A 24,019-nucleotide genomic window follows, 5' to 3' on the forward strand; every position below is an offset into this window, starting at 1 on the left:
TGGTCCGAGGGCGGACGGATTTGCGTGCGAACAGCGGACAGCCCGGCCCTGGCCTGGCGAGACCGTCAGGCTATCAGCAGCTTGTTGCCCCGTTCCTTCAGCGCCGCGCCCAGCTCCGGCTCCGGCGCCATGTCGGTAATCACCCAGGCGGCCAGTTCGGCATGCTTGATGGTGACGCCGGTGTTGCGGCCGAACTTGGTGTGGTCGGCGACCACGCAGGCCACGTCGGCCGCCAGCAGCATGCGGCTGCGCAACTCCGCCGCGGCGCGGGAAAAGTCGCAGATCTCGCCGCGCGGCGTGATGCCGCCGATGCCGATAAAGGCGAAGTCGGTGTGGTAGCGCGACAGCTGCTCGATGGTGTCCCAGCCATGGGTGGCGTCTTCGTTGTCCTGCAGCTCGCCACCCAGCACGATCACGCGGTTGCCGTTGCGCCGGCCCAGCAGCTGGGCGATGGCCAGGTCGTTGGTGTAGACCAGCAGGTTATGGTGCCCGTGCAGCGCCTGCGCCACCGCATGGGTGGTGGTGCCGTAGTCCAGGATCAGCGAGGCACCGTCGCGCACCAACTCGGCCGCGCGCACGCCGATGGCGCGCTTGCCCTCGGCATTGACCTGCGCGCGGGTCTGGGTATCGGGCTCGGTCCGGTCCGGCGCCAGCGCGCCGCCATGGGTCAGCACCAGCAGCCCGCGCGTGGCCAGCGCATTGAGGTCGCGGCGGATGGTCTCGCGCGATACGTCGAGCTCGCTCACCAGCTCGCTGATGGCCAGCGCGCCGGTCGCGGACAGCTGGTCGAGGATATATTTCTGCCGTTGTTCGGCGAGCACGGGGACTCCGGAAGGGTCGGGGACTTGGGGGCTGATTCTAGCGCAGCCTATCCTTCGCATGCCAAGGCACCATGACCCGCAGACGACCGCTGCTGGTTTGCACCCCTCTCCCGCCTGCGGGAGAGGGGCCGGGGGAGAGGGCAGGCGCTGGCACACTGACAGCCTTCACTTCGTCGACGCTCCCGCCCTCTCCCCAACCCTCTCCCGCAAGCGGGAGAGGGAGTCAACCAGCGGTCAGGTCATGCATTGCGGTGCCTCACCCCCACGGCAACGTAATCGTCTTCAAATTGGTAAAGCTCTTCGCCGCCTCCTGCACCCCCTCCTTGTACCCCAGCCCAGAATCCTTGATCCCGCCGAACGGCGTCAGTTCGATCCGGTAGCCAGGCACCTCCCACAGGTTGACGGTGCCCACATGCAGCGAATTGGCGATTTTCGTGAAGGCCTCGATATTGTTGGTGCACACCCCCGACGACAGCCCGAACGCGGTGCCGTTGGAAATCCGGATGGCATCGTCCACATCGCGGAAGGTGATGATGGGCGAAACCGGACCGAAGGTTTCCTCGCGCACCACCGTCATCGACGGATCGACGCGGTCCAGCACCGTGGGCGCATAGCTGGCGCCGCGGCGCTGGTTGCCGACCAGCAGCCGCGCGCCCTGCGCCACCGCCTCGTTGACGCGGGCCTCGAACAGCTGCGCGGCCTGCTCGTCGATCACGGTGCCCATGTCGACACCGCGGTCCATCGGGTCGCCGTACTTCCAGGCGCGGGTCTTCTCCACCACCAGTTCGGTAAAGCGCGCCGCCACGGCCTGGTGCACCAGCATGCGCTTGACCGCGGTGCAGCGCTGGCCGGAGTTCTTGTACGAGCCCTGCACCGCCAGGTCGGAGGCACGGTCCAGGTCGGCGTCGTCGAGCACGATCAGCGGGTCGTTGCCGCCGAGTTCCAGCACCACGCGCTTGTAGCCGGCCTTGCTGGCGATGTACTTGCCGATCGCGACGCCGCCGGTGAAGGTGACCAGGTCCACCGCCGGGTGCGTGATCAGCTCGTCGGCGATCTCGCGCGGGTCGCCGGTGACCACCTGGAACATCTGCGGCGGCAGGCCGGCTTCGTACAGCAGGTCGGCCAGGTAGAACGCCGACAGCGGCACCTTTTCCGATGGCTTGAGCACCATGCGGTTGTTGGTGGCGATCGACGGCGCGACCTTGTGCGCGACCTGGTTCATCGGGTGGTTGAACGGCGTGATGGCGCTGATCACGCCCATCAGCGGCTCGCGCTGCGTCATCACGCGGCGCTTCTTGCCGTGCGGCGTCAGGTCGCACGAAAACAGCTGGCCGTCGTCGCGCAGCGCCTCGGTGGCGGCAAAGCCCAGCACGTCGGCGACGCGGCCGATCTCGTATAGCGAATCCTTCTTGGACAGGCCGGATTCGAGCGTGATCAGGTCCGAGGCCTCCTCGGTGCGCTCGCGCAGCAAGGCCGCGGCGCGGTTCAGGATGGCGGCGCGCTCGTAGCGGGTCAGCGTGGCGCGGTAGGCCTGGCCCACCTCGAAGGCGCGGCGCACGTCCTCGAGCGTGGCCTTGGGCACGGTGCCCACCAGCGATCCGTCAAACGGGTTGCGCACTTCGATGACGCGCTCGCGCACGATCTTCTGGCCGTCGATGCGCAGCGCTTCGGCACGGAAATGGGGGCTGACGGCGCCAGCGGGAAATTGGGGGGCGTTCATGAGTCTCCTCCGGTCAATGCGTGTTCAGGCGGCGGTTCGCACCGCCGTTGTGATCCTGACGGTCAGTGCAGGTGGTTCAGCGCGACATCGAAGATGTCGAAATTGCGCAGCACGGCCTTGCCGGGAATGCCGGCGGTGGCGCGGTTGAACACCAGCGGCACGGTCTGCTCCGACACGCCGCCATGCGAGCGCAGCGGCGCGTCGAGGCCGGACAGGTCGTGGCGGCTGCGGCTGGTGCCCAGCACCACGTGCTTGTCGCTGGTGACCACCAGGTCGCCGACGCGGTCGGGCGGCAGCTCGAAGCGCGCGCAGGCGTCGGCGTTGGTCAGCACGCTTTCCACGCCCTGCAGGTCCGACAGGCGCGCCTGGATCGCGGCAGCGTCGGCATCGTCGGGCAGGTAGATGGTGGCGTAAGAGCCCAGCGCGCCATGGTGGACCACATAGGGATCGGTGATCGGCAGAATCACGCGCGCGCCGCCGTCTTCCACGCCGCGGCCCAGCCAGGCATCCAGCTGGTCCTGCAGGTAGATCACGTTGGGCGCCTTGGTGGCCTCGTCATGCTTGGCGTTCATGCCGTGGTCGGCGGTCAGCGCCACCACGCAGCCGAGTTGGTCCAGCCGCGCCAGGTACTTGTCCATCATCGCGTAGAAGGCATTGGCGCCGTCCGAGCCGGGCGCGAACTTGTGCTGGATATAGTCGGTGGTGGACAGGTACATCAGGTCCGGGCGGCGCGTTTCCATCAGGCGCACGCCGGCGGCGAAGACGAACTCGGACAGCTCGGCGCTGTAGACGTCCGGCACCGGCATGCCCACCAGCTCGAGCACGCCGTCGATGCCGTTTTCCGCCACCGTGGCCTGGTCGGCCTTCTCCGACGAGAAGCAGATGCCGCGCATGCCGTGGCCCAGCAGCCGGCGCAGCTTGTCCTTGGCGGTGACCACCGCCACGCTGGCGCCGGCCTCGGCAAAGGCGGCCAGGATGGTGCCGGCGCGCAGGTACTTGGGATCGTTCATCATCACTTCCTCGCCCCGCCCGCCATTGGCGCTGCGGTCGAAGAAGTAATTGCCGCAGATGCCGTGCACCGCGGGCGGCGCGCCGCAGACGATCGAAAGGTTGTTGGGGTTGGTGAAGGTCGGCACCACGCACGCGCCGCGGAAGGCGGAGCCGGCTTCCAGCAGACGCTTCAGGTAAGGCGCGCGGCCGCTGGCCGCGGCGGCCTCCAGGTAATCGAACTCGCAGCCGTCGACGCAGACCACCACGACGGGCTGCTGCATCCAGCGATAGCTGCGCTGGTTGACGGTGATGGTGCGGGCGTTGGTATCGGGCATGGTCGGTTCCTGTGCGGGATCGCGGTCGGTAAGGCGGTAGCTGAATTGGATTGGGTCAGGTTCAGGCGGCGCTATCGATGCCGGTGCCGGGGCCCGCCGGGGCCACCGCGGCATGCATGCGCGCGCGGCCGCGCTCGACGTGCTCGCGCATCAGGCGCGCCGCCAGTTCGCCGTCGCGCGCGGCAATCGCCGAGACGATAGCGCGGTGCTCGCGGGTGGAATCGGGCATGGCGGCGTGGCTGCGCGACAGCGCCTCGCGCCGGAACAGCGTCAGTTCCTTGACCAGGCGCCGGTAGGTCTCCAGCAGCTTGCGGTTGCCGGCCAGCTCGACCATGCGGTCGTGGAAGGCCAGGTTCAGCCGCGTGTATTCATCGACATCGCGCGCCTGGCTCGCCGCGTCGAGCGCCTCCACCAGGGCGCGCAGTTCGCGCAGGCTCTCGGTCGTGATGCGCGCGGCCAGCTGCCGGCCGATGAATTCGTCCAGCACCGCGCGCAGTTGATAGATCTCATCGGCTTCCTCCACCGAGATGGCGCGCACGTACACGCCGCGGTTCTTCTCGGTGCGTAGCAGGCCTGCCTGCTCCAGCGCCCGGAACGCCTCGCGCACCGGACCGCGCGACACATTGAGCTGCCCCGCGACTTCGATCTCATTGAGCTTGGCGCCGGGCGCCAGTTCGCCGGACATGATCCGCAACTCCAGCTCGCGCTGCACCAGGGTGGTCAGCGACTGGCTCTGCAGGATGGTGATTTCGCTCGCCAGCGGGGCTTGGCGTGACATGAACACTCCCGTTTGTGACGGATTCAGCAGTATCGAAAATCCTTGTTGCCATTAAAGCAAGCGGTTTGTATATTGTCAACAATCAAGACATCGGCGCAGTCAGATGGGTGACGAAGCAAGCGCCAAAAGTTTGGCACATGTCTTGCAAGTGTTGTAGCACAAGGGTTTTACGGTGATTCGATGTTGTGCAGCGCGCCCCATGGCATTGCAACAGATTCACCACATTGACACATTTCTCCACCTACAATGCCGGAAGGAGTCCCCATGCAACCGTCCTTCACCACCACCCTGCGCACCGCCGCCACCCTGCTTGCGCTAGCCGCCTCCGGCACCGCGCTGGCCCAGAAAACCACCCTCACCGTCTATACGGCGTGGGAAACCGAGACCCTCAAGCCCTATGCCGAGGGCTTCGCCAAGGTGGCGCCCGATATCGAGCTGAAGTACGTGCGCGATTCCACCGGCGTGATCACCGCCAAGGCACTGGCGGAAAAAGCCAACCCGCAGGCCGACGTGATCGCCGGGCTGGCGGCGTCGAGCCTGGAACTGCTCAAGCAGGAAGGGATGCTCGCGCCCTACACCCCCAAGGGCTTCGAAAAGCTGACGCGCGACTACAGCGACAAGGCCACGCCGCCGTCATGGGTGGGGCTGGATGTGTGGGGCGCGACCATCTGCTTCAACACCATCGAGGCCAAGAAGCGCAACCTGCCCCGCCCCGACACCTGGAAGGACCTGGCCAAGCCGGTCTACAAGGGCACCATCGTGATGCCCAACCCGGCCTCGTCCGGCACCGGCTTCCTCGACGTGACCGCCTGGCTGCAGCTCTACGGCGAGCAGGAAGGCTGGAAGTACATGGACGCGCTGCACGAGAACATCGCCCAGTACACGCATTCGGGGTCCAAGCCCTGCAAGCAGGCCGGCTCGGGCGAGTTCCCGATCGGCATCTCGTTCGAGCTGCGCGCGCACAAGACCCTGGCCGCGGGCGCGCCGATCGAGATGATCTTCCCCAAGGAGGGCCTGGGCTACGACATCGAGGCCGCCGGCATCGTCAAGGGCACGAAGAAGATGGAGGCCGCGCAACGCTACCTGGACTGGCTCGCCAGCAAGGAAGCCAACCAGCTGTTCGCCAAGGACTGGGCCATCGTGGCCTACCCCGGCGTGGCAAGAAAGGTCGAGACCATCCCGGCCAACTACGAGCAGATGCTGGTCAAGAACGATTTCGGCTATATCGCCAAAAACCGCGAGAGGGTGCTGACCGAATGGCAGAAGCGCTACGCCAGCAAGTCGGAGAAGCAGCCCTGAGCGCCTGAGCGCCGTTTTGTACCGGCGCCGCCGGCCCGCCTCGCTGGCGGGCGGCGCCGGGGTCCCCCAACAGAACACACCAGGCCCCACGCCATGCAGACCTCCACATCCACGGCCGAGACCTATCTCAGCCTGAAAGGCATCCACAAGCGCTTCGGCGGCAGCAGCGGCGCCTTCGTCGCCCTGCACAACATCGACCTCGACGTGCGCCAGGGGGAGCTGCTGTGCTTCCTGGGCCCGTCGGGCTGCGGCAAGACCACGCTGCTGCGCATCATCGCCGGGCTGGAATCGCAGAACGCCGGCACCATCCACCAGGGCGGGCGCGATATCTCCACGCTGCCGCCGATGGAGCGCGACTACGGCATCGTGTTCCAGTCCTATGCGCTGTTCCCCAACCTGACCGTGGCCGACAACGTCGCTTACGGCCTGGTCAACCGGCGCATGCCGCGCGACCAGCGCCGCGCGCGCGTGGCGGAACTGCTGACGCTGGTGGGGCTGCCCGATCGCGGCAACCAGTACCCGGCGCAGCTGTCGGGCGGCCAGCAGCAGCGCGTGGCGATCGCGCGCGCGCTGGCCACCTCGCCCGGCCTGCTGTTGCTGGATGAGCCGCTGTCGGCGCTCGACGCGCGCGTGCGGGTGCGGCTGCGCAGCGAGATCCGCGCGCTGCAGCAGCGCCTGAACATCACCACCATCCTGGTCACGCACGACCAGGAAGAGGCGCTGTCGATGGCGGACCGCATCGTGGTGATGAACCAGGGCGCGATCGAGCAGGTCGGCACCCCGGCGCAGGTCTACCAGCGCCCGGCCACGCCGTTCGCGGCGGACTTCGTCGGCAAGACCAACATGCTGGGCGCGCGCGTCTGCGGCGACGGCGAGCTGCACCTGGGCGGCGTGCGCATGCGCTGCGCCGCGCCGGCGGGCTGCTGCCCCGACGAGGACGTGCAGGTGTTCTTCCGCCCCGAAGATGTCTGCGTGCGCGGCATCGAACAGCATGGCCCCAACGTGCTGGAAGCCACCGTCGACAAGATCGAGTTCCTCGGCGCCTTCTCGCGGCTGACGCTGCGGCTGCCCGATGCCGGGCCCGCGGCAGCGGGTGCCGCGGCCGGCGGCGCGCTGTATGCCGACCTCTCGCTCAATGACCTGCACGAGCTGCGCCCGCACACCGGCGACCGGCTGCGCCTGGCCATTCCCGCTGACCGTATCCGCATCTTCCGCCACGCATGCGCATGAGCCTCACTGCGGCGCCGGCCACCACGTCTGCCTCCCTGCCGGCTACCGATACCCTAGCCCCCGCCTCGGCCAGCGCGCCGGCGGGGCCCGCCAACCCCGGCGCGCAGCCCCCGCTGCCCGCATCGCCGGCCTCGCCCGCGCTGGTCGCCAGCGCGGTGCGCGCGCACTGGACCGACCGCCTCGCCCATGTGCTGCTGGCGCTGGCCGCGCTGGCGCTGGCCTGCTTCGTGCTGGCGCCGATCGTGATGATCCTGGCCAAGAGCGTGCAGAACCGCGACGGCACCCTCGCCGGCATCGCACACTTCCGCGCCTACTTCGAATCGCCCGCGCTGCTGCGCTCGGTCTGGAACAGCCTGTGGGTCTCGGCGCTGGCCACCTGCATCACGGTGCCGCTGGCGTTCGGCTTTGCCTATGCGCTCACGCGCAGCCGCATCGCCTGCAAGGGGCTGCTGCGCAACCTGGCGCTGATCCCGCTGCTGGCGCCCTCGCTGCTGGCGGCGATCTCGTTCATCTTCTGGTTCGGCAACCAGGGCCTGCTCAAGCCGTGGATGGGCAGCACGCAGATCTACGGGCCGCTGGGCATCGTCGCGTCGCTGGTGTTCGCCACCTTTCCGCACGCGCTGATGATCCTGATCACGGCGCTGTCGCTGACGGATGCGCGGCTGTATGAAGCCGCCGATGCGCTGGGCACCTCGACCGTGCGCAAGTTCTTCACCATCACCGTGCCGGGCGCGCGCTACGGGCTGGTCAGCGCCGCGATGGTGGTGTTCACCTATGCGATCTCGGACTTCGGCATTCCCAAGGTGATCGGCGGCAACTTCCATATGCTGGCGACCGACATCTACAAGCTGGTGATCGGCATGCAGGACTTCTCGCAGGGCGCGGTGGTGTCGCTGATGCTGCTGGTGCCGGTGGCCGTGACCTACTGCGTCGACGCGCGCGTGCAGCGCCGCCAGATGGCGCTGATGTCGGCGCGCTCGGTGCCCTACGTGCCGCGCCGCAGCCCGCGCTTCGACCTGGCCATGGCGGTGTTCTGCTGGCTGATGGCGGCGCTGATGCTGGCGGTGATGGGCATGGCGGTGTACGCGTCCTTCGTCAAGCTGTGGCCGTACAACTTCTCGCTGTCGCTGAACCACTACCGGGTCGGGCTGGTCGAGGGCGGCGTGGTCGATTCCTACCTGAACAGCCTGCGCATGGCGGGCCTGGCCGCGGTGATCGGGCCGGTGTTCATCTTCGCCACCGCCTACCTGCTGGAGAAGACCCGCGGCATGGACTGGCTGCGCGGCTTCGTGCGGCTGATGGCGGTGCTGCCGATGGGCGTGCCGGGGCTGGTGCTGGGGCTGGGCTACATCTTCTTCTTCGTGCCGCAGGCCAATCCGCTGCACGGGCTGTACCAGACCCTGGGCATCCTGGTGCTGGTGACCATCGTCCACTACTACGCGTCGTGCCACCTGACCGCGGTGACCGCGCTCAAGCAGCTCGACAGCGAGTTCGAGGCCGTGTCGGCATCGCTCAAGGTGCCGTTCTACAAGACCTTCTTCAAGGTCACGGTGCCGGCCTGCCTGCCCGCCATCCTGGAGATCTCGCGCTACCTGTTCATCAACGCGATGACCACGGTCTCGGCGGTGGTGTTCCTGTACGGCGCCGACACCAAGCTGGCCTCGGTCGAGATCGTCAACCTGGACGAGTCCGGCGACATCGGCCCGGCCGCGGCCATGGCCACGCTGGTGGTGCTGACCTCGGCCGGCGCCTGCCTGCTCTATTACCTGCTGCAACGCGTGCTCGATTGCAAGACCCAGGCCTGGCGCCAGGGCCAGGGCAACGACTGACCTTCCCTTTCCAAGCCTTCCCAATCAGGAGCTCAACATGATTCGCGGCAACGACCCGATCCTTCTGACCCCCGGCCCCCTGACCACCTCGCTCGCCACCAAGCAGGCCATGCTGCGCGACTGGGGCTCGTGGGACGCCGCCTTCAACACCATCACGCGCAGCCTGTGCGACGACCTGGTGCGTATCGTCCACGGCGAAGGCACCCATGTCTGCGTGCCGATGCAGGGCAGCGGCACCTTCTCGGTGGAGGCCGCCATCGCCAACGTGGTGCCGCGCGACGGCAAGGTGCTGGTGCCGCAGAACGGCGCCTATTGCCAGCGCATCCTGAAGATCTGCAAGGTGCTCGGCCGCGCCAGCGTGGAGCTGCCGATCCCGGAAGACCAGCCCGCCAGCGCCGCGCTGATCGAGGAAGCGCTGCGGCGCGATCCGTCGATCACGCACGTGGCGCAGGTGCACTGCGAGACCGGCGCCGGCGTGCTCAACCCGCTGCAGGACATCGCGCTGCTGTGCCAGCGGCTGGGCAAGGGCCTGATCGTCGATGCCATGAGCTCGTTCGGCGCGATCGAGATCGATGCGCGCACCATGCCCTTCGACGCGCTGGTGGCCGCCACCGGCAAGTGCATCGAGGGCGTTCCCGGCATGGGCTTCGTGCTGGTGAAAAAAGACGTGCTGGAAGCCAGCCAGGGCAACAGCCACTCACTGGCGCTGGACCTCTACGACCAGTACGTCTACATGCAGAAGACCACGCAGTGGCGCTTCACCCCGCCGACGCACGTAGTGGCCGCGTTCCGTGCGGCGCTGGACCAGTTCCTGGAAGAAGGCGGCCAGCCGGTGCGCGGCGCGCGCTATCGCCGCAACTGCGACACGCTGGTACAGGGCATGGCGGCGCTGGGCTTCCGCGCCTTCCTGCCGGCGGCGGTGCAGGCCCCGATCATCGTCACCTTCCACGCGCCGGCGGATGCGCGCTATGACTTCAAGAGCTTCTACGCCAAGGTGCGCGAGCGCGGCTACATCCTGTATCCGGGCAAGCTGACCCAGGTGGAAACTTTCCGCGTAGGCTGCATCGGCGCGATCGACGACAACGAGATGCGCAACGTGGTGACGGCAATCGGCGAGGTGCTGAGGGAGATGGGGATCGAGATGCAGGGGCGGCTGGCGGAGGCGGCGTAGCTCATATTCCTCCAACGCCCAGCAGCAAGCTCCCCTCTCCCGCGCGCGGGAGAGGGGAGCAAACAAGCGGGCGTACGAATGCACCAGCAGATCACAAGAACAACTACCCTTCATGTCCCTCCCCCCCGATTTCCACGGCCTCGCCTTTGCCGCCGTGATGCTGTCGGCACTGATGCATGCGTCGTGGAACGCCATCGTCAAGATCGGCGGCGACCGCCTGTCGTCGATGGCGCTGATCGACACCTTCTGCCTGCTGGTGGCGCTGCCCTTCCTGTTCCTGGTGCCCGTGCCGGCACCGCAGGTATGGCCGTTCCTGCTGGCCACGGTCGCGCTGGAGGTGGTCTACAAGCTGTCGCTGGTGGCCGCCTACAACCGCGGCGACTTCAGCCAGGCCTATCCGCTGATGCGCGGCTCGGCGCCGATGATGGTGGCGATGCTGCTGTTGCTGACCGGCAGCGAACGGCTGGGCCCGGGCGGCTATGCCGGCATCGCGCTGATCTGCTGCGGGCTGGTCAGCCTGGTGCACTGGCGCCGGCAGGCGCCCGACCTGCTCGGCTTCGCGCTGCTGGCGGGGGCTTGCCTGGCGGGCGGCACCGTGATCGACGGCACCGCGGTCAAGCGCCATGGCGAGGTGCTGACCTACATCGTCTGGCTGCAGGCGATGTCGCATGTGTTCATGCCGGGCTATGCCTTTGCCCGCCGCGGCACGTCACTGCTGGCGCTGTTGCGCACGGAATGGAAGCGCGCCGGCATCGGCGGTATCAACCGCGTAGGCTCGTATGCGCTGATGCTGTGGGCCATGACGCTCGCGCCGGTGGCCAAGCTGGCGGCGCTGCGCGAGTCGAGCGTGATCTTCGCCGCGCTGCTGGGGCACTTCCTGCTGCGCGAGGCGTTCGACCGGCGCCGGCTGATTGCCACAGCGCTGGTGCTTGCGGGCATTGTGACGCTGCAGATGGCGCGGTAGGGATCATTTTCCCGTGGCGATCCGCGTCAGCTAGCGGTTCATTTCGCGGGCTACCCGCGTGAAGCAGGCGATGGCATTCTGCGCCATCGGCGATGGCGTCCGGTTGCGAAGGCTCACCACTCCCATTTCGGAATACAGCGAGGGCAGCCCGCGGATTTGCAGCGGCAACAGCGCGCCTGACTCAACATCTGCCCGCATCGACACCTGCGTCGCGGCAAGCACCGTGTCGGTGGACAACGCCACGCGCCGGAGCACGGCAATGTCATCGCATTCCAGCGCAAGGACGGGTTCCTGGCCCGCAGGTAAACCAAGCAACCTTGCCAGCGCAGCTCGCACCGGGCTTGGCAGCTTCGTCGCCGCGATGCCGTACGCCCAGGCGTCCTTCAATGAGCATTGACGTCCGGCAAGCGGATGCGCGGCGCGGACGTAGAGGTCGCCGCGCTGCTTTCCCAGGGGACGGATATCCAGCGCCGCGTCATCGGGCAGGTCGCGCACATCGGCGACGAAGAACTCGATATCCTCGGCGCGCAGGCGTTCCAGCAACTGCTGCCAGTTGCTCTCCTCCACGCGCAAGGCAACCTCCGGATGCAGTCGGCGCAATTCGGTCAGCACCAGCGGCAAGAGGGTCGCGGCCGGGAAGGGCCCGATGCCGAATGCCGTGTCGCCCAACTGACTGTCGCGATAGAGATCGACATCGCGCTGCAGGCAGCGTGCCTCGAACAGCAGCCGCCGCGCCCGCGCGACCACGAATTCGCCGGCCGGGGTTGGCCGCACGTCTCCGATGTCGCGATCGAACAGGCGGATGCCAAGGTCGCCTTCAATGGCCTGGATGCTGCGACTGAAGGCTGGCTGGCTAAGGTGAACACGCTCCGCCGCCCGCGCGAAATGCAACTCATCGGCAAGCGCCAGGACATGACTGAGGCGGCGGAGGTCCATCATTTCAATGCTCTCAACGCATTAGAACATTGCGAATGTATGCATTGGACGCATTAGCACGGCAAGCCTACAGTCATCCGGACGCTGGCGTCATACAGGCCATAAAGCGAGATCGGAGACACCCACATGAGTCCGCAGCTACAGAACATATTGATCGTGACACTCATGCTTGGCTTTGCCGGGCTGGAGATCGTCACACGGCGCTACAAAGATAGCGTTCACGCTACACAGGACGACACCCGGCTGGAACTGGCCATGTTCCTGAGCTTGCTGGCGGTCGTGCAGCCGCTGCTCTTGCTCGCCACGAACGTGCTTTGCACGTGGCTGATGCCGGAACAGCGTGGCGCCTGGGCGGACCTGCCGTGGTGGGCCATGGCCGCGATCCTGCTGGTTTGCGATGACCTGACCCAGTACTGGTGGCATCGGATCTCGCATACCCCATTGTTGTGGCCATTGCACCGCGCGCACCACACCGCGCAATACATGAGCATCCGCATCACGTACCGCAACAACTTCTTCTATTACCTGATGATGCCGGGTCTCTGGTTCGCGGGTGTGTTGCTGTACCTCGGCTTTGCCAAGGTCTACGGCGTCTACTTCGTCATCAAGATCGCCGTGATTCTCGGGGCGCATAGCGCATGGCGCTGGGACGAGCCCTTGTACAGGATCCGTGTGCTGCGCCCGCTGATGTGGCTGCTGGAACGGACCATCTCGACGCCTGCCACGCACTGGGCCCATCACGCGCTGACCAACGAGGACGGCATCGGGCATTACAAGGGCAACTTCGGCAATCTCCTGTTCTTCTGGGACATCCTGTTCGGCACCGCCCACATCACGCGCAAGTACCCGGCCAAGGTCGGCTTGCAGGACGATCTGATCTTTGGCCAGGAGCGCTGGTTCATCCAGATGTTCTACCCGCTGTGCCAGTCTCGTCGCGAACATTCCGCGCTGCGCTTTGGCGGCCGCGCCTATGCCGAAGAGGAAACCCGATCCGATGCGCTGCCGCAGGCCACCGAACAGCGGAGGTCGGCATGAATGACCGCGCGCTGACAGATCAGCAGGCCAGCCAGGCCATTGAGCATGCCCGCGTGGAAGCGCTATTCGCTGCCCAGCAGCAAGCCTTCCTGCAGGACACCTGCCCGGACGCCGGCACAAGACGGAACCACCTGCACGCACTCAAGCGGCAACTGCTGCGCTACCAGGACGTGCTGGCCGAGGCAATTTCGCGCGACTTCGGCGAGCGGGCCGTGGCCGAAACCAAGATGTTGGAAGTCCTGCCGACCACGCTCGAAATCCGGCACGCGATCTCGCACCTGCGCCGCTGGATGCGCCCGAGCCGACGCAGGCCCGAACTGCTGTTTGCGACCAACAGCCTCCAGGTGAGATACCAGCCCAAGGGCGTGGTCGGGGTTATCGCCACCTGGAACTTCCCGGTCTATCTGTCGCTCGGGCCGCTGGTGACAGCGCTGGCGGCAGGCAACCGCGTCATGATCAGGATGCCGGAGACCACTCCGGCCACCAACGCCACGCTCAGGAAGATGCTGGGCGAGGTCTTCGCCGAGGACCATGTTGCGCTGATTGGCGAGGAGCTGGAAGATCCCGCCGTCTTCACCGCCCTGCCCTTCAACCACATTGTCTTCACCGGCTCGCCGGCGGTGGGCCGCATTGTCATGGCCCAGGCAGCGCGCAATCTCACGCCGGTCACGCTGGAACTCGGCGGCAAGTCGCCTGCCATCGTGTTGCGCGACTATCCGGTGCGCGAGGCCGCCAGAAGCATCGCCCATGGCAAGGGGATCAACTGCGGGCAGATCTGCGTGGCACCTGACTATGCATTGGTGCCGCGAGAACAGGTGGACGCCTTCGTCGAGGCATTGCAGCAGAGTTTCGGGAAACTGTTCGGCAAGCTGACTGACACCAACGCCGACTACACAGCGCTGGCCACCGACCGCCACGCGGCGCGGATACTGGACCTGCTGGACGATGCACGCGCCAAGGGCGCGACGGTCATCGCCTGCGGCGAGGTTGGCAGCGGGCGGCGCATGCCACTCCATATCGTCACGCATTGCACGCCGCAGATGCGCCTGATGCGCGAGGAAATCTTCGGCCCCGTCTTGCCCGTGGTGCCCTACGACACGCACGAGCAAGCAATTGAAATGGTGCAGCGGCAAGCACGCCCGCTGGCGCTGTACTGCTTCAGCCATGACAAGCCTGAACGCGAGAAGCTGCTGGCGCGCACGCATTCCGGCGGGGTCACGATCAACGACTGGGCCTGGCACGTGGTCAACCACGATGCGCCCTTTGGTGGCGTCGGCCAGTCAGGGATGGGCAATTATCACGGCGAGGAGGGTTTCCGGGAACTGTCGCACGCGCGCACCGTGTTCAAGCGGCATCGCTTCTTTCCCATCGGCTTGTTCCTTCCGCCGTATGGCAACCTTGCGCAGCGCCTGACGCTGAAGCTGTTCGCCGGACATGGCGATCCTGAGGTGAAAGGGCCCTTCTGACCTCCGGCGCTTTAGTTGCCGCTGCCGCGCGGCCTCGCGAGCTATGTTGCATTTTGCGTTGTTATTTGGCATTTTGTGGAATAAGATTCAGCCACACGCTGATCATCGTTCCCAAGGTGCCCTACATGCCCCCACTGCCCTCCCACTCCCGCGTCGTCATCATCGGCGGCGGCATCATCGGCTGCAGCGTGGCCTACCACCTGACCAAGCTGGGCTGGAAAGACGTGGTTCTGCTTGAGCAAGGGCAGCTCTCGTGCGGCACGACCTGGCACGCAGCGGGCCTGGTCGGCCAGTTGCGCGCGCAGGAGAGCATGACCAAGCTGATCCGCTACTCGACCCGCCTCTACAGCGAGCTGGAAGCGGAGACCGGCCTTGGCACCGGCTGGAAGCAATGCGGGTCGCTGTCGGTGGCGCGCACGGCTGAGCGCATGACGCAACTGCGCCGCACCGCGGCGGTGGCGCGGGCCTATGGTGTTGAATGCGAAGTCATCTCTGCGTCCCAGGCCGGCGAACTGTGGCCAGTGATGCGCACCGATGATCTGCTTGGCGCGGTGTGGCTGCCCGGCGACGGCAAGGCCAACCCGACGGACCTCACGCAGGCGCTGGCGCGTGGCGCGCGCTCACGCGGCGCGGTGGTCGCGCAGGACACCAAGACCATCGCGGTCCACACCCGCGATGGCCGCGCCACCGGCGTCAGCTGGCGCAACAAGGCCGGCGAGGAAGGCCGCATCGATGCGCAGATCGTGGTCAATTGCGCCGGCCAGTGGGCGCGCCAGGTTGGGCTGATGTGCGGCGTGACCGTGCCGCTGCATTCGGCCGAGCACTACTACATCGTCACCGAGCGCATTGCCGGCGTGCATCCCGACCTGCCGGTGATGCGCGACCCCGACGGCTTTATCTACTTCAAGGAGGAAGTGGGTGGGCTGGTGATGGGCGGCTTCGAGCCGGACGCCAAGCCGTGGGGCATGCAGGGCATCCCCGAGCCGTTCGAGTTCCAGCTGCTGCCCGATGACTGGGACCAGTTCCAGATCCTGATGGAAAACGCGCTGGTGCGCGTGCCGGCGCTGGAAACCGCGCAGGTCAAGCAGTTCTACAACGGCCCGGAATCGTTCACGCCGGACAACAACTTCATCCTGGGCGAGGCACCGGAGCTGCGCAACTTCTACGTCGGCGCGGGCTTCAACTCGATGGGCATCGCCTCGGCCGGCGGCGCCGGCATGGCGCTGGCCGAATGGATCGTCGCGGGCGAGCCCACCATGGACCTGTGGCCCGTCGATATCCGCCGCTTCGCCGGCTTCAACGGCAACCAGTGCTGGCTGCACGACCGCGTCAAGGAAACGCTCGGGCTGCATTACGCGATGCCGTGGCCGAACCGCGAACTGGAGAGCGCGCGGCCGTTCCGCCGCTCTCCCCTGTTTGCGCAGCTGCGCGAAGCCGGCGCAAGCTTCGGCAGCAAGATGGGCTGGGAGCGGCCCAACTTCTTCGCGCCGCCGGGTGCATCGCCACAGATCGAATACGCCTTCGGCCAGCAGAACTGGCTGCCGTGGAGCGGCGCCGAGCACCGCGCCTGCCGCGAGGGCGTGGCGCTGTTCGACATGAGCTCGTTCTCCAAGTACCTGGTCAAGGGCGCCGACGCCGAGGCGGTGCTGCAGTATGTGATGAGCAACGACGTGGCGGTGCCGCCCGGGCAGACCGTCTATACCGCGATGCTCAACGAGCGCGGCACCTATGAGTCCGACCTGACCGTGACGCGGCTGGCGCACGACCAGTACCTGGTGGTGACCGGGTCGGCGCAGACCACGCGCGACTTCAGCTATATCGAGCGGCTGATTCCCGCCGACAAGCGCTGCGTGATCGTCGACGTCACCGGCCAGTACGCGGTGCTGGCGGTGATGGGACCGCGCTCGCGCGAGCTGCTGCAGAAGGTATCGCGCGCGGATTTCTCCAATGAGGGCTTCCCGTTCGGCAGCTCGCGCGAGATCGACCTCGGCTACGCCACCGTGCGCGCGACCCGCCTGACCTACGTCGGTGAGTTGGGCTGGGAACTGTACGTGCCGGTGGAATTCGCCGTGGGCGTGTACGACACCCTGCATGAGGCCGGCCGCGCGCTCGGGCTGGTCAATGCCGGCTATTACGCGATCGAGTCGCTGCGGCTGGAAAAGGGCTACCGCGCCTGGGGCCGCGAGCTGTCGCCGTCGGTCGATCCGTTCGAGGCGGGACTGTCGTTCGCCTGCAAGCTGGCCAGCGGCATCGATTTCCGCGGGCGTGAAGCGCTGCTGCGGCTGCGCCAGGCGGGCGCGCCCAAGCGGCGCATGGTGGTGGTGACGGTCGACGGCGCCAGCGACGCCATGCTGTGGGGCGGCGAAGCCGTGCTGCGCACCGGCCCCGACGGCAGCGTGCGCGCGGTGGGATCGCTCAGTTCCGCCGCGTTCGGGCATACGCTGGGCTGCCCGGTCGGCATGGCGCTGCTGGCGCGCGCGGACGGGCCGGCCGATGCGGCGTGGCTGGAAGCCGGCAGCTACCACGTCGACCTGGCCGGCGCCCTGCTGCCCGCGCGCGTGCACCTGCGGGCGCCCTACGATCCGGCCTCGGCAAGGCCCAGGGCCTGAACGGAAAGCCGGCGGGGAATATTCGCGCCGGCTGATAACCGTTATTCAACGCCCCGCCTTGAGGTAAACCCTAGGCCACGGCGACAATCGCGGGGTCAGCGCAGCCGTTCAGCGCCAGGACCATGACAACCATGCCCCGCCCCGATTCACCCGCGCCGCAGCCGTAGTGACTGGCGGCACGCCATGCCCTGCAGCGGCCGCACCATCGCGGCCGCGTCCCCTGAACACCTGAACCGTATCCGCGCCAGCCCCCGGGCTGGCCCGCGGATGGCTGCCCTTGCCGCGCAATCTTGCGCAACCCCCAAGGAAATCCATGCCCAGCTTCAACCCTTCACGGCGCACCTTCCTCAAAGCCAGCGTCGTGGCCGGGGTGTCGGTCTATATCGCACCCATCGGCGGCAAGGCCTTCGCGGCCTTGTTCGAAGACAAGATCCTGACCCCCGTGCAGTGGGACGCCAGGGCCGGCGCCCCCAGGTTCCGCATCGACGGCATCGCCAAGGTCACCGGCGCCAAGGTGTTTGCGCGCGATATCCGCTCGCGCGACATGCCGCACTGGCCGCGGCAGCAGTCGCACGCCTTCATCCTGCGCGCGGCCCGGGCCGACCGCATCTATGAGGGCTTCGACCTGGGCGTGCTCGGCGACGGGCTCAAGCCCGACCGCGTCGTCACCGCCGACGACCTGGCCCGCGACGGCGTCGCCTTCCCCGCCTTCTACGGCGACGACATGCTGCTGCCCGCCGGCAAGACCCCGGCCTACCTGGGCCACGCGGTGGCGATCCTGATCTACCACGACTTCGCGCGCTTCCGCTTTGCCAAGGACAAGCTCAAGTTCCGCGACGACGTGATCCGCTACGGCGCCAAGACCGGCCCGCTGGAACGCGACCCGTGGGGCACCTTCCGCTTCGTGCGCGTGGGCGGCGCCACGCCCTATGCGGACGACGTGTTCTCCAGCCTGAAGCATGCGCCGGTGTTCCCCAGCATGATGCGCAAGCACCAGCCGGTCTGGCCGGACGGCAAGGACCACGGCCAGCTCGGCGAACAGGGCATGCACCACGCCGCACGGATCCGAGCGCAGCTGGCAAGGCCGTCTGACGACTGGCTGGTGCTCGAGCGCGAATACAACTCGCAGTCGGCCGATACCGCCGCGCTCGAGCCCGACAACGCCAACTGCTGGTACGACGCCGCCGCGCAGGCGCTGCACATGGTGGTGCCGACGCAAGGGCCGAACGAGGTCGCCGAAAGCGTGGCCGAGATGCTGGCGAAGGCCAAAGGCGCATTCCCGGTGAAGCAGGTGTTCCTGCACCCGTGCTACACGGTCGGCTACGGCTCCAAGGACCACTACAACTTCCCGTTCTATGGCCTGGTCACGGCGCTGTACGCCGACGGCAAGCCGGTGCGGCTGGCCAACGACCGCTACGAGCAGTTCCAGACCTCGATCAAGCGCCACGCCTTCAGGATGCGCTACCGCATCGCGGTGGACCGCAACACCGGCCTGTTCCAGGCTTTCCAGGGCGACCTCGAAGCCAACGGCGGCGGGCGCTCCAATTTCTCGCCGTCGGTGGCGATGGTGGGCGCCACCGCGGCGCAATCGATCTACTACTTCCCGAACAACGACCTGACCGCGGTGGCGATCGCGTCGCGCGCCATCGACGCGGGCTCGGCGCGCGGCTACGGCACGCTGCAGAGCATGGCCGCGACCGAGATGATGGTCGACGAGTTCGCCGAGCAGCTCAAGCTCGACCCGATCGAGTTCCGGCTGAAGAACGCGCTGCGCTCGGGCATGAAGAACACGCAGGGCGCGATCCCTGCCGGGGCGATCCGCGTCGACGAGGTGCTGGAAGCCGCGAAGGCCTATCCGCTGTGGACCAACCGCGCCAGCAAGAAGGCGGAGTACGAAGCCGCCCACCCGGGCCGCCGCTATGGCGTGGGCTTTGCCTGCGTGCAGAAGGACTTCGGCACCGGCGCGGAAGCGTCCTTCGCCAAGGTCGAGCTGAAGGCCGACGGCAGCATCGCGCTGCATCACTCCGGCGCCGAGATCGGCACCGGCATGTCAACCTCGCAGGCCGCCGCGGTGGCGCGCTGGCTGGGCAAGCCCGCGGGCGAGGTGCGCACCTCCGTCACCGACTGGACCGACCTGCCGGTGACCGCCTCCGGCGATCCCTACCTGATGAGCCAGGCCGAGCAGGACAGGCTGTCGGCCAATCCGCGCTGGTCGCCGGCCTATGCCTCGCCCGCCAGCGCCACCAACTCGGCCTACTACTTCACCCACAGCACGCGCGAGGCCGCGCGCGTGGTGTTCCTGCACGGGCTGTGGCCGGCGGCAATGGCGATCTGGAGCCAGGGCATCGGCGGCGGCCAGGCGGCCTCGCTGGTGGTGCGCGTGGAAGACGCGCGCTGGGTCGACGGCAAGCTCAGCGCCGGCGGCCTGCAGGCGCTGCCGCTGGAGCAGCTCGCGGCCAAGGCGCACGAGCTGGGGCTGGTGACCGGCGCCACCGTGCACGCCTTCAACCGCTGGCAATGGAGCGAGGCCGATTTCGACATCAACGGGCACGCCGCGCGGCTGCCGGTCGACGGCCTGTCGGTGCGCTATGGCGACGGCGCCGATGCAGCACGCAAGGCGCGCATGCGCAGCCCTGGCGGCTGGCATGTGCTCGATCGCAGCAAGGTCCATATCGCGCCCACGCAGCGCAACAACGCCGCGGTGACCTACTACAGCGCGGTCGGCACCTTCGTCGAGCTGTCGGTGCACGAGGCCAGCGGCAAGGTGGACATCCTGTCGCACCACTCGATCATGGAATGCGGCACGCAGCTGTCGCCGCAGCTGGTGTCCGGCCAGCTGCAGGGCGGCATCGCCATGGGCATCGGCCACGCGCTGCATGAATACCTGCCGCTATACGAGGACGGCCCCGGCAACGGCACCTGGAATTTCAACCGCTACCACCTGCCGCGCGCCAGCGACGTGGCGGTGTGGAGCCAGACCGGCACGGTGCTGCCGCCGGTCACCGAAACCGACCCGCCCAAGGGCATTGCCGAGGTGGTGATGATCCCGGTGGTGGGCGCCATCGTCAACGGCATCGCGCATGCCATCGGCCACCGCTTCACCGACCTGCCGGTGACGCCGGCCAAGATCCAGGAGGTACTGGCATGAGCATCGCCACCCAGCCCATCACGCTCAACCTCAACGGCAAGGACGTCGGCCCGGTCGACGTGCCCGAAGGCCTGATGATGATCGATTTCCTGCATGAGTACCTGGACCTGACCGGCTCGCGCCTGGGCTGCGGCCAGGGCATCTGCCACGCCTGCGTGGTGATCCACGACAAGCCCGACGGCACCAGCGAGGAAGTGCGCAGCTGCATCACCGGCGCGCACTGGTTCAACGGCCGCAAGGTGCGCACCGTGGAAGGCCACGGCAAGCGCAACGAGCAAGGCGAGGTGGTCGAGCTGACGCCGGTGCAGCAGAAGTTCCTGGAGCATTTCAGCTTCCAGTGCGGCTACTGCACGCCGGGCTTCGTCAACGGCGCCACCATCCTGGTGGAACAGCTCAAGCGCAAGCCGGTGCCGAAGGACCAGGTCGAGGCCACCATCACCCGGGCGCTGGACGGCCACATCTGCCGCTGCACCGGCTACGTGCGCTACTACGAGGCGGTGAAGGACGTGATCACCAGCACGCCGGGCCTGGTGCTGGATAGCGGGAGCGACAAGTGATGCAGCGCACGCCCCTGATGATCGCCACGCGCGCCGCACTGGCAGCCATTGCCGCGGCCGCGGTCATGGCCGGCTGCGGCAGCCGCACCGAAGCCATTGCCCCCGCCGCCGACCAGGCCCCCCAGGCGCAGCTGTCGCCCGCCGGGCAGATCGCGCGCGGCCGCTACCTGGTGCGCGCGGCCGACTGCGCCGCCTGCCATACCGCACCGCAGGGCGCGCCGTTCGCCGGCGGCGTGGAACTGGCCTCGCCCTTCGGGACCTTCTACGGCACCAACATCACGCCGGACAAGACCCACGGCATCGGCAACTGGAGCGCGGACGACTTCTACCGGGCGCTGCATGACGGCAAGGCCCCGGACAAGCAGCTCTATCCCGCGATGCCGTACACCTCGTATCGCGGCCTGTCGCGCGCGGATTCCGATGCCATGTACGCCTACCTGATGCAGGTGAAGCCGGCCGCCGTGGCCAACCGTGCGCACGACCTGCAGTTCCCGTACAACCTGCGCTTCGCGCTGGCGGGCTGGAACCTGCTGTTCCTCGAGGACAAGCTGCCGGATGCTTCCCAGGGCAATTCGGCATCGTGGCAGCGCGGCCGCTACCTGTCGAACGCGCTGGGCCACTGCGCCGAATGCCACACGCCGCGCGCCGCGTTCGGCCGGCTGGACTCGTCGAAGCCGCTGGCCGGCTCCGCGCTGGCGCGCGTCGGCGCGCCGGACATCACGCCCGCCGGCCTGGCCGCGCGCGGCTGGACCGCCGCCGACCTGCAGCAGTTCTTCGCCACCGGCATCGCGCCGCAGGGCTCGGCCTTCGGCGAGATGTACCCGGTGGTGCATCTGAGCAGCCAGTACCTGAACCAGGCCGACCTGGCCGCGATGGCCACCTACCTGCTGGGCGACCAGCCGCCGGCGCCGCAGCCGGTCAAGGCCATCAGTGCCGACGCCGCGCAACTGGCACCGGGCCGCCGCCACTATGTCGCCGTCTGCGCGGGCTGCCATGGCCGCGAGGGCGAAGGCAAGCCGCACGTGGCGGTGTCGATGGCCGGCAACTCGACGGTGCGCAACGCCGACGCGCGCAACCTGCTCGTGTCGATGCTCGATGGCATCGCGGCGCAGCGCTTTCCCGGCGTGGAGGCGATGCAGGAAATGCCGGGCTTTGCCGAACGCATGAGCGACGACGAGCTGGCGCAACTAGCCAATTACCTGCGTGCGACGTGGGGCGGGCAGCCGGCCGATGTGAGGCCGGATGATGTGAAGGCGCTGCGCGCGGCCGGGCCCGGGCATTGAGGACTGCCTGCGGCGCTAATCATCCCGCCGGTTTGCTCCCCTCTCCCGCTTGCGGGAGAGGGGCCGGGGGAGAGGGGAGCGATTGCGCGGGTTAGCGGCAATCGCCAACGCACGCGCATAACAACTCCGAGAGTGTTCCAATCCTGAACACCCGCTGTCACGCACTGGCACACCTGGCCCGATTCCGCGGCCAGATCTTCGGTTTCTCCCCGCTTTTACGCCCTTTTCCGCCCTCTCCCGCCCCGGCACACCTCTTGCGATCTGCTCCCGTGCGCACGGCCCACGCCGTGACGGCACCACACAGATCACTCGAACGGAGCGAGACATGAACATGGCGGAAATCGCCCAGCTGGGCGTCAGCAACCCCTACAAGCAGCAGTACGACAACTATATCGGCGGCCAGTGGGTGCCGCCCGCCGGGGGCGAGTACTTCGAGTCCATCACGCCGATCACCGGCAAGCCGTTCACGCGCGTGCCGCGCTCGAACCAGCAGGATGTCGACGCCGCGCTGGATGCCGCGCACGCCGCCAAGGCCGCGTGGGCGCGCACCTCCACCACCGAGCGCGCCAATATCCTGAACCGCATCGCCGACCGCATCGAGGCCAACCTGAAGCTGCTGGCCGTGGCCGAGAGCATCGACAACGGCAAGCCCGTGCGCGAGACCACCGCCGCCGACCTGCCGCTGGCGGTCGACCACTTCCGCTACTTCGCCGGCTGCATCCGCGCGCAGGAAGGCGGCATTTCCGAGATCGACGGCGACACCATCGCCTACCACTTCCATGAGCCGCTGGGCGTGGTGGGCCAGATCATCCCGTGGAACTTCCCGCTGCTGATGGCCACCTGGAAGCTGGCGCCTGCGCTGGCCGCCGGCAACTGCGTGGTGCTGAAGCCCGCCGAGCAGACGCCCGCCTCGATCCTGGTGCTGATGGAGGTGATCGGCGACCTGCTGCCGCCGGGCGTGGTCAACGTCATCAACGGCTTCGGCCTGGAAGCCGGCAAGCCGCTGGCATCGAGCCCGCGCATCAGCAAGGTGGCGTTCACCGGCGAGACCACCACCGGCCGGCTGATCATGCAGTACGCCTCGCAGAACCTGATCCCGGTCACGCTGGAACTGGGCGGCAAGTCGCCCAACATCTTCTTCGAAGACGTGCTCGCCGCCGACGACGCCTACTTCGACAAGGCGCTGGAAGGCTTTGCCATGTTCGCGCTGAACCAGGGCGAGGTCTGCACCTGCCCGTCGCGCGCGCTGATCCAGGAATCGATCTACGACCGCTTCATGGAGCGCGCGCTCAAGCGCGTCGCGGCGATCCGCCAGGGCCATCCGCTCGACACCGGCACCATGATCGGCGCGCAGGCGTCGGCCGAACAGCTGGAGAAGATCCTGTCGTACATCGACCTGGGCCGCAAGGAAGGCGCGCAGTGCCTTGCCGGCGGCGAGCGCAACGTGTTCGACGGCGACCTGGCCGGCGGCTACTACGTCAAGCCGACCGTGTTTGCCGGCCACAACAAGATGCGCATCTTCCAGGAAGAGATCTTCGGCCCGGTGGTCTCGGTCACCACCTTCAAGGACGAGGAAGAGGCGCTGGCCATCGCCAACGACACGCTCTACGGCCTCGGCGCCGGGGTCTGGACCCGCGACGGCGCGCGCGCGTTCCGCATGGGCCGCGGGATCCAGGCCGGGCGCGTGTGGACCAACTGCTACCACGCCTACCCGGCCCATGCCGCGTTCGGCGGCTACAAGCAGTCCGGCATCGGCCGCGAGAACCATCGCATGATGCTCGACCACTACCAGCAGACCAAGAACCTGCTGGTCAGCTACAGCCCCAACGCGCTGGGGTTCTTCTGACC

At 67.6% G+C, this 24,019-nt stretch carries 17 protein-coding genes; 12 read left to right on the forward strand and 5 right to left on the reverse strand.

Annotated features, from left to right (window positions below; all coding sequences use genetic code 11):
- Positions 1-65: 65 nt before the first annotated feature.
- The 4 genes from CBM2588_RS24035 to CBM2588_RS24050 form a co-directional block, all read right to left on the reverse strand.
- Positions 66-821: a DeoR/GlpR family DNA-binding transcription regulator gene (locus CBM2588_RS24035; RefSeq protein WP_092310324.1), complete on the reverse strand. Its 756-nt coding sequence runs from the start codon at positions 819-821 to the stop codon at positions 66-68.
- A gap of 256 nt (positions 822-1,077) precedes the next feature.
- Entirely contained in the window at positions 1,078-2,541 is a 1,464-nt protein-coding gene (gene phnY, locus CBM2588_RS24040) for a phosphonoacetaldehyde dehydrogenase (protein WP_115682824.1), read from the reverse strand.
- Between the two features lie 62 nt (positions 2,542-2,603).
- Positions 2,604-3,866 (reverse strand): phosphonoacetate hydrolase, encoded by a 1,263-nt coding sequence (phnA, locus tag CBM2588_RS24045; protein ID WP_115682825.1) that lies wholly within the window; start codon positions 3,864-3,866, stop codon positions 2,604-2,606.
- A 61-nt stretch (positions 3,867-3,927) separates the two neighbouring features.
- Entirely contained in the window at positions 3,928-4,644 is a 717-nt protein-coding gene (locus CBM2588_RS24050) for a phosphonate utilization associated transcriptional regulator (protein WP_115683712.1), read from the reverse strand.
- 264 nt (positions 4,645-4,908) lie between these two features.
- On the opposite strand from CBM2588_RS24050, the gene CBM2588_RS24055 reads away from it, so the two are divergent.
- The 5 genes from CBM2588_RS24055 to CBM2588_RS24075 all read left to right on the forward strand — a co-directional run bounded on the left by CBM2588_RS24055 (position 4,909) and on the right by CBM2588_RS24075 (position 11,137).
- The gene (locus tag CBM2588_RS24055) at positions 4,909-5,943 is read left to right on the forward strand and encodes a putative 2-aminoethylphosphonate ABC transporter substrate-binding protein (protein ID WP_115682826.1); all 1,035 of its coding nucleotides are present in this window, start codon (positions 4,909-4,911) and stop codon (positions 5,941-5,943) included.
- Positions 5,944-6,036: 93 nt separating this feature from the next.
- The gene (locus tag CBM2588_RS24060; protein WP_115682827.1) at positions 6,037-7,173 is read left to right on the forward strand and encodes a putative 2-aminoethylphosphonate ABC transporter ATP-binding protein; all 1,137 of its coding nucleotides are present in this window, start codon (positions 6,037-6,039) and stop codon (positions 7,171-7,173) included.
- Positions 7,164-9,002, forward strand: a complete 1,839-nt coding sequence (locus CBM2588_RS24065; protein ID WP_115682828.1) for a putative 2-aminoethylphosphonate ABC transporter permease subunit — start codon at positions 7,164-7,166, stop codon at positions 9,000-9,002. Before CBM2588_RS24060 ends, CBM2588_RS24065 begins: the two co-directional genes overlap by 10 nt.
- A gap of 37 nt (positions 9,003-9,039) precedes the next feature.
- The gene (locus CBM2588_RS24070) at positions 9,040-10,173 is read left to right on the forward strand and encodes a 2-aminoethylphosphonate--pyruvate transaminase (RefSeq protein WP_115682829.1); all 1,134 of its coding nucleotides are present in this window, start codon (positions 9,040-9,042) and stop codon (positions 10,171-10,173) included.
- Positions 10,174-10,285: 112 nt separating this feature from the next.
- Entirely contained in the window at positions 10,286-11,137 is an 852-nt protein-coding gene (locus CBM2588_RS24075) for an EamA family transporter (protein WP_115682830.1), read from the forward strand.
- Between the two features lie 30 nt (positions 11,138-11,167).
- Here the strand turns inward: CBM2588_RS24075 and CBM2588_RS24080 are convergent, their stop codons facing one another.
- Positions 11,168-12,076: a LysR family transcriptional regulator gene (locus CBM2588_RS24080; protein WP_306437252.1), complete on the reverse strand. Its 909-nt coding sequence runs from the start codon at positions 12,074-12,076 to the stop codon at positions 11,168-11,170.
- 123 nt (positions 12,077-12,199) lie between these two features.
- Between CBM2588_RS24080 and CBM2588_RS24085 the strand changes: the two genes are divergently transcribed.
- The 7 genes from CBM2588_RS24085 to adh all read left to right on the forward strand — a co-directional run bounded on the left by CBM2588_RS24085 (position 12,200) and on the right by adh (position 24,017).
- Positions 12,200-13,108 (forward strand): sterol desaturase family protein, encoded by a 909-nt coding sequence (locus tag CBM2588_RS24085; protein WP_115682831.1) that lies wholly within the window; start codon positions 12,200-12,202, stop codon positions 13,106-13,108.
- Positions 13,105-14,574 carry a coniferyl aldehyde dehydrogenase gene (locus CBM2588_RS24090; RefSeq protein WP_115682832.1) on the forward strand — a complete coding sequence of 490 codons (1,470 nt, stop codon included), beginning with the start codon at positions 13,105-13,107 and terminating at the stop codon, positions 14,572-14,574. Before CBM2588_RS24085 ends, CBM2588_RS24090 begins: the two co-directional genes overlap by 4 nt.
- A 125-nt stretch (positions 14,575-14,699) precedes the next feature.
- Positions 14,700-17,183, forward strand: a complete 2,484-nt coding sequence (locus tag CBM2588_RS24095) for a GcvT family protein (protein ID WP_115683714.1) — start codon at positions 14,700-14,702, stop codon at positions 17,181-17,183.
- A gap of 313 nt (positions 17,184-17,496) precedes the next feature.
- On the forward strand, positions 17,497-20,331 hold the full coding sequence (locus CBM2588_RS24100) for a xanthine dehydrogenase family protein molybdopterin-binding subunit (protein WP_115682833.1): 2,835 nt from the start codon (positions 17,497-17,499) through the stop codon (positions 20,329-20,331).
- Positions 20,328-20,888, forward strand: a complete 561-nt coding sequence (locus CBM2588_RS24105) for a (2Fe-2S)-binding protein (protein WP_115682834.1) — start codon at positions 20,328-20,330, stop codon at positions 20,886-20,888. Before CBM2588_RS24100 ends, CBM2588_RS24105 begins: the two co-directional genes overlap by 4 nt.
- Positions 20,888-22,171, forward strand: a complete 1,284-nt coding sequence (locus CBM2588_RS24110; protein WP_115682835.1) for a c-type cytochrome — start codon at positions 20,888-20,890, stop codon at positions 22,169-22,171. Before CBM2588_RS24105 ends, CBM2588_RS24110 begins: the two co-directional genes overlap by 1 nt.
- 325 nt (positions 22,172-22,496) lie before the next feature.
- Complete coding sequence (gene adh / locus CBM2588_RS24115) at positions 22,497-24,017, forward strand: aldehyde dehydrogenase (protein WP_115682836.1); 1,521 nt, start codon at positions 22,497-22,499, stop codon at positions 24,015-24,017.
- Positions 24,018-24,019: the final 2 nt, after the last annotated feature.

Origin of the sequence: Cupriavidus taiwanensis, from assembly GCF_900250075.1 — a bacterium.
Lineage (GTDB): Bacteria > Pseudomonadota > Gammaproteobacteria > Burkholderiales > Burkholderiaceae > Cupriavidus > Cupriavidus taiwanensis_C.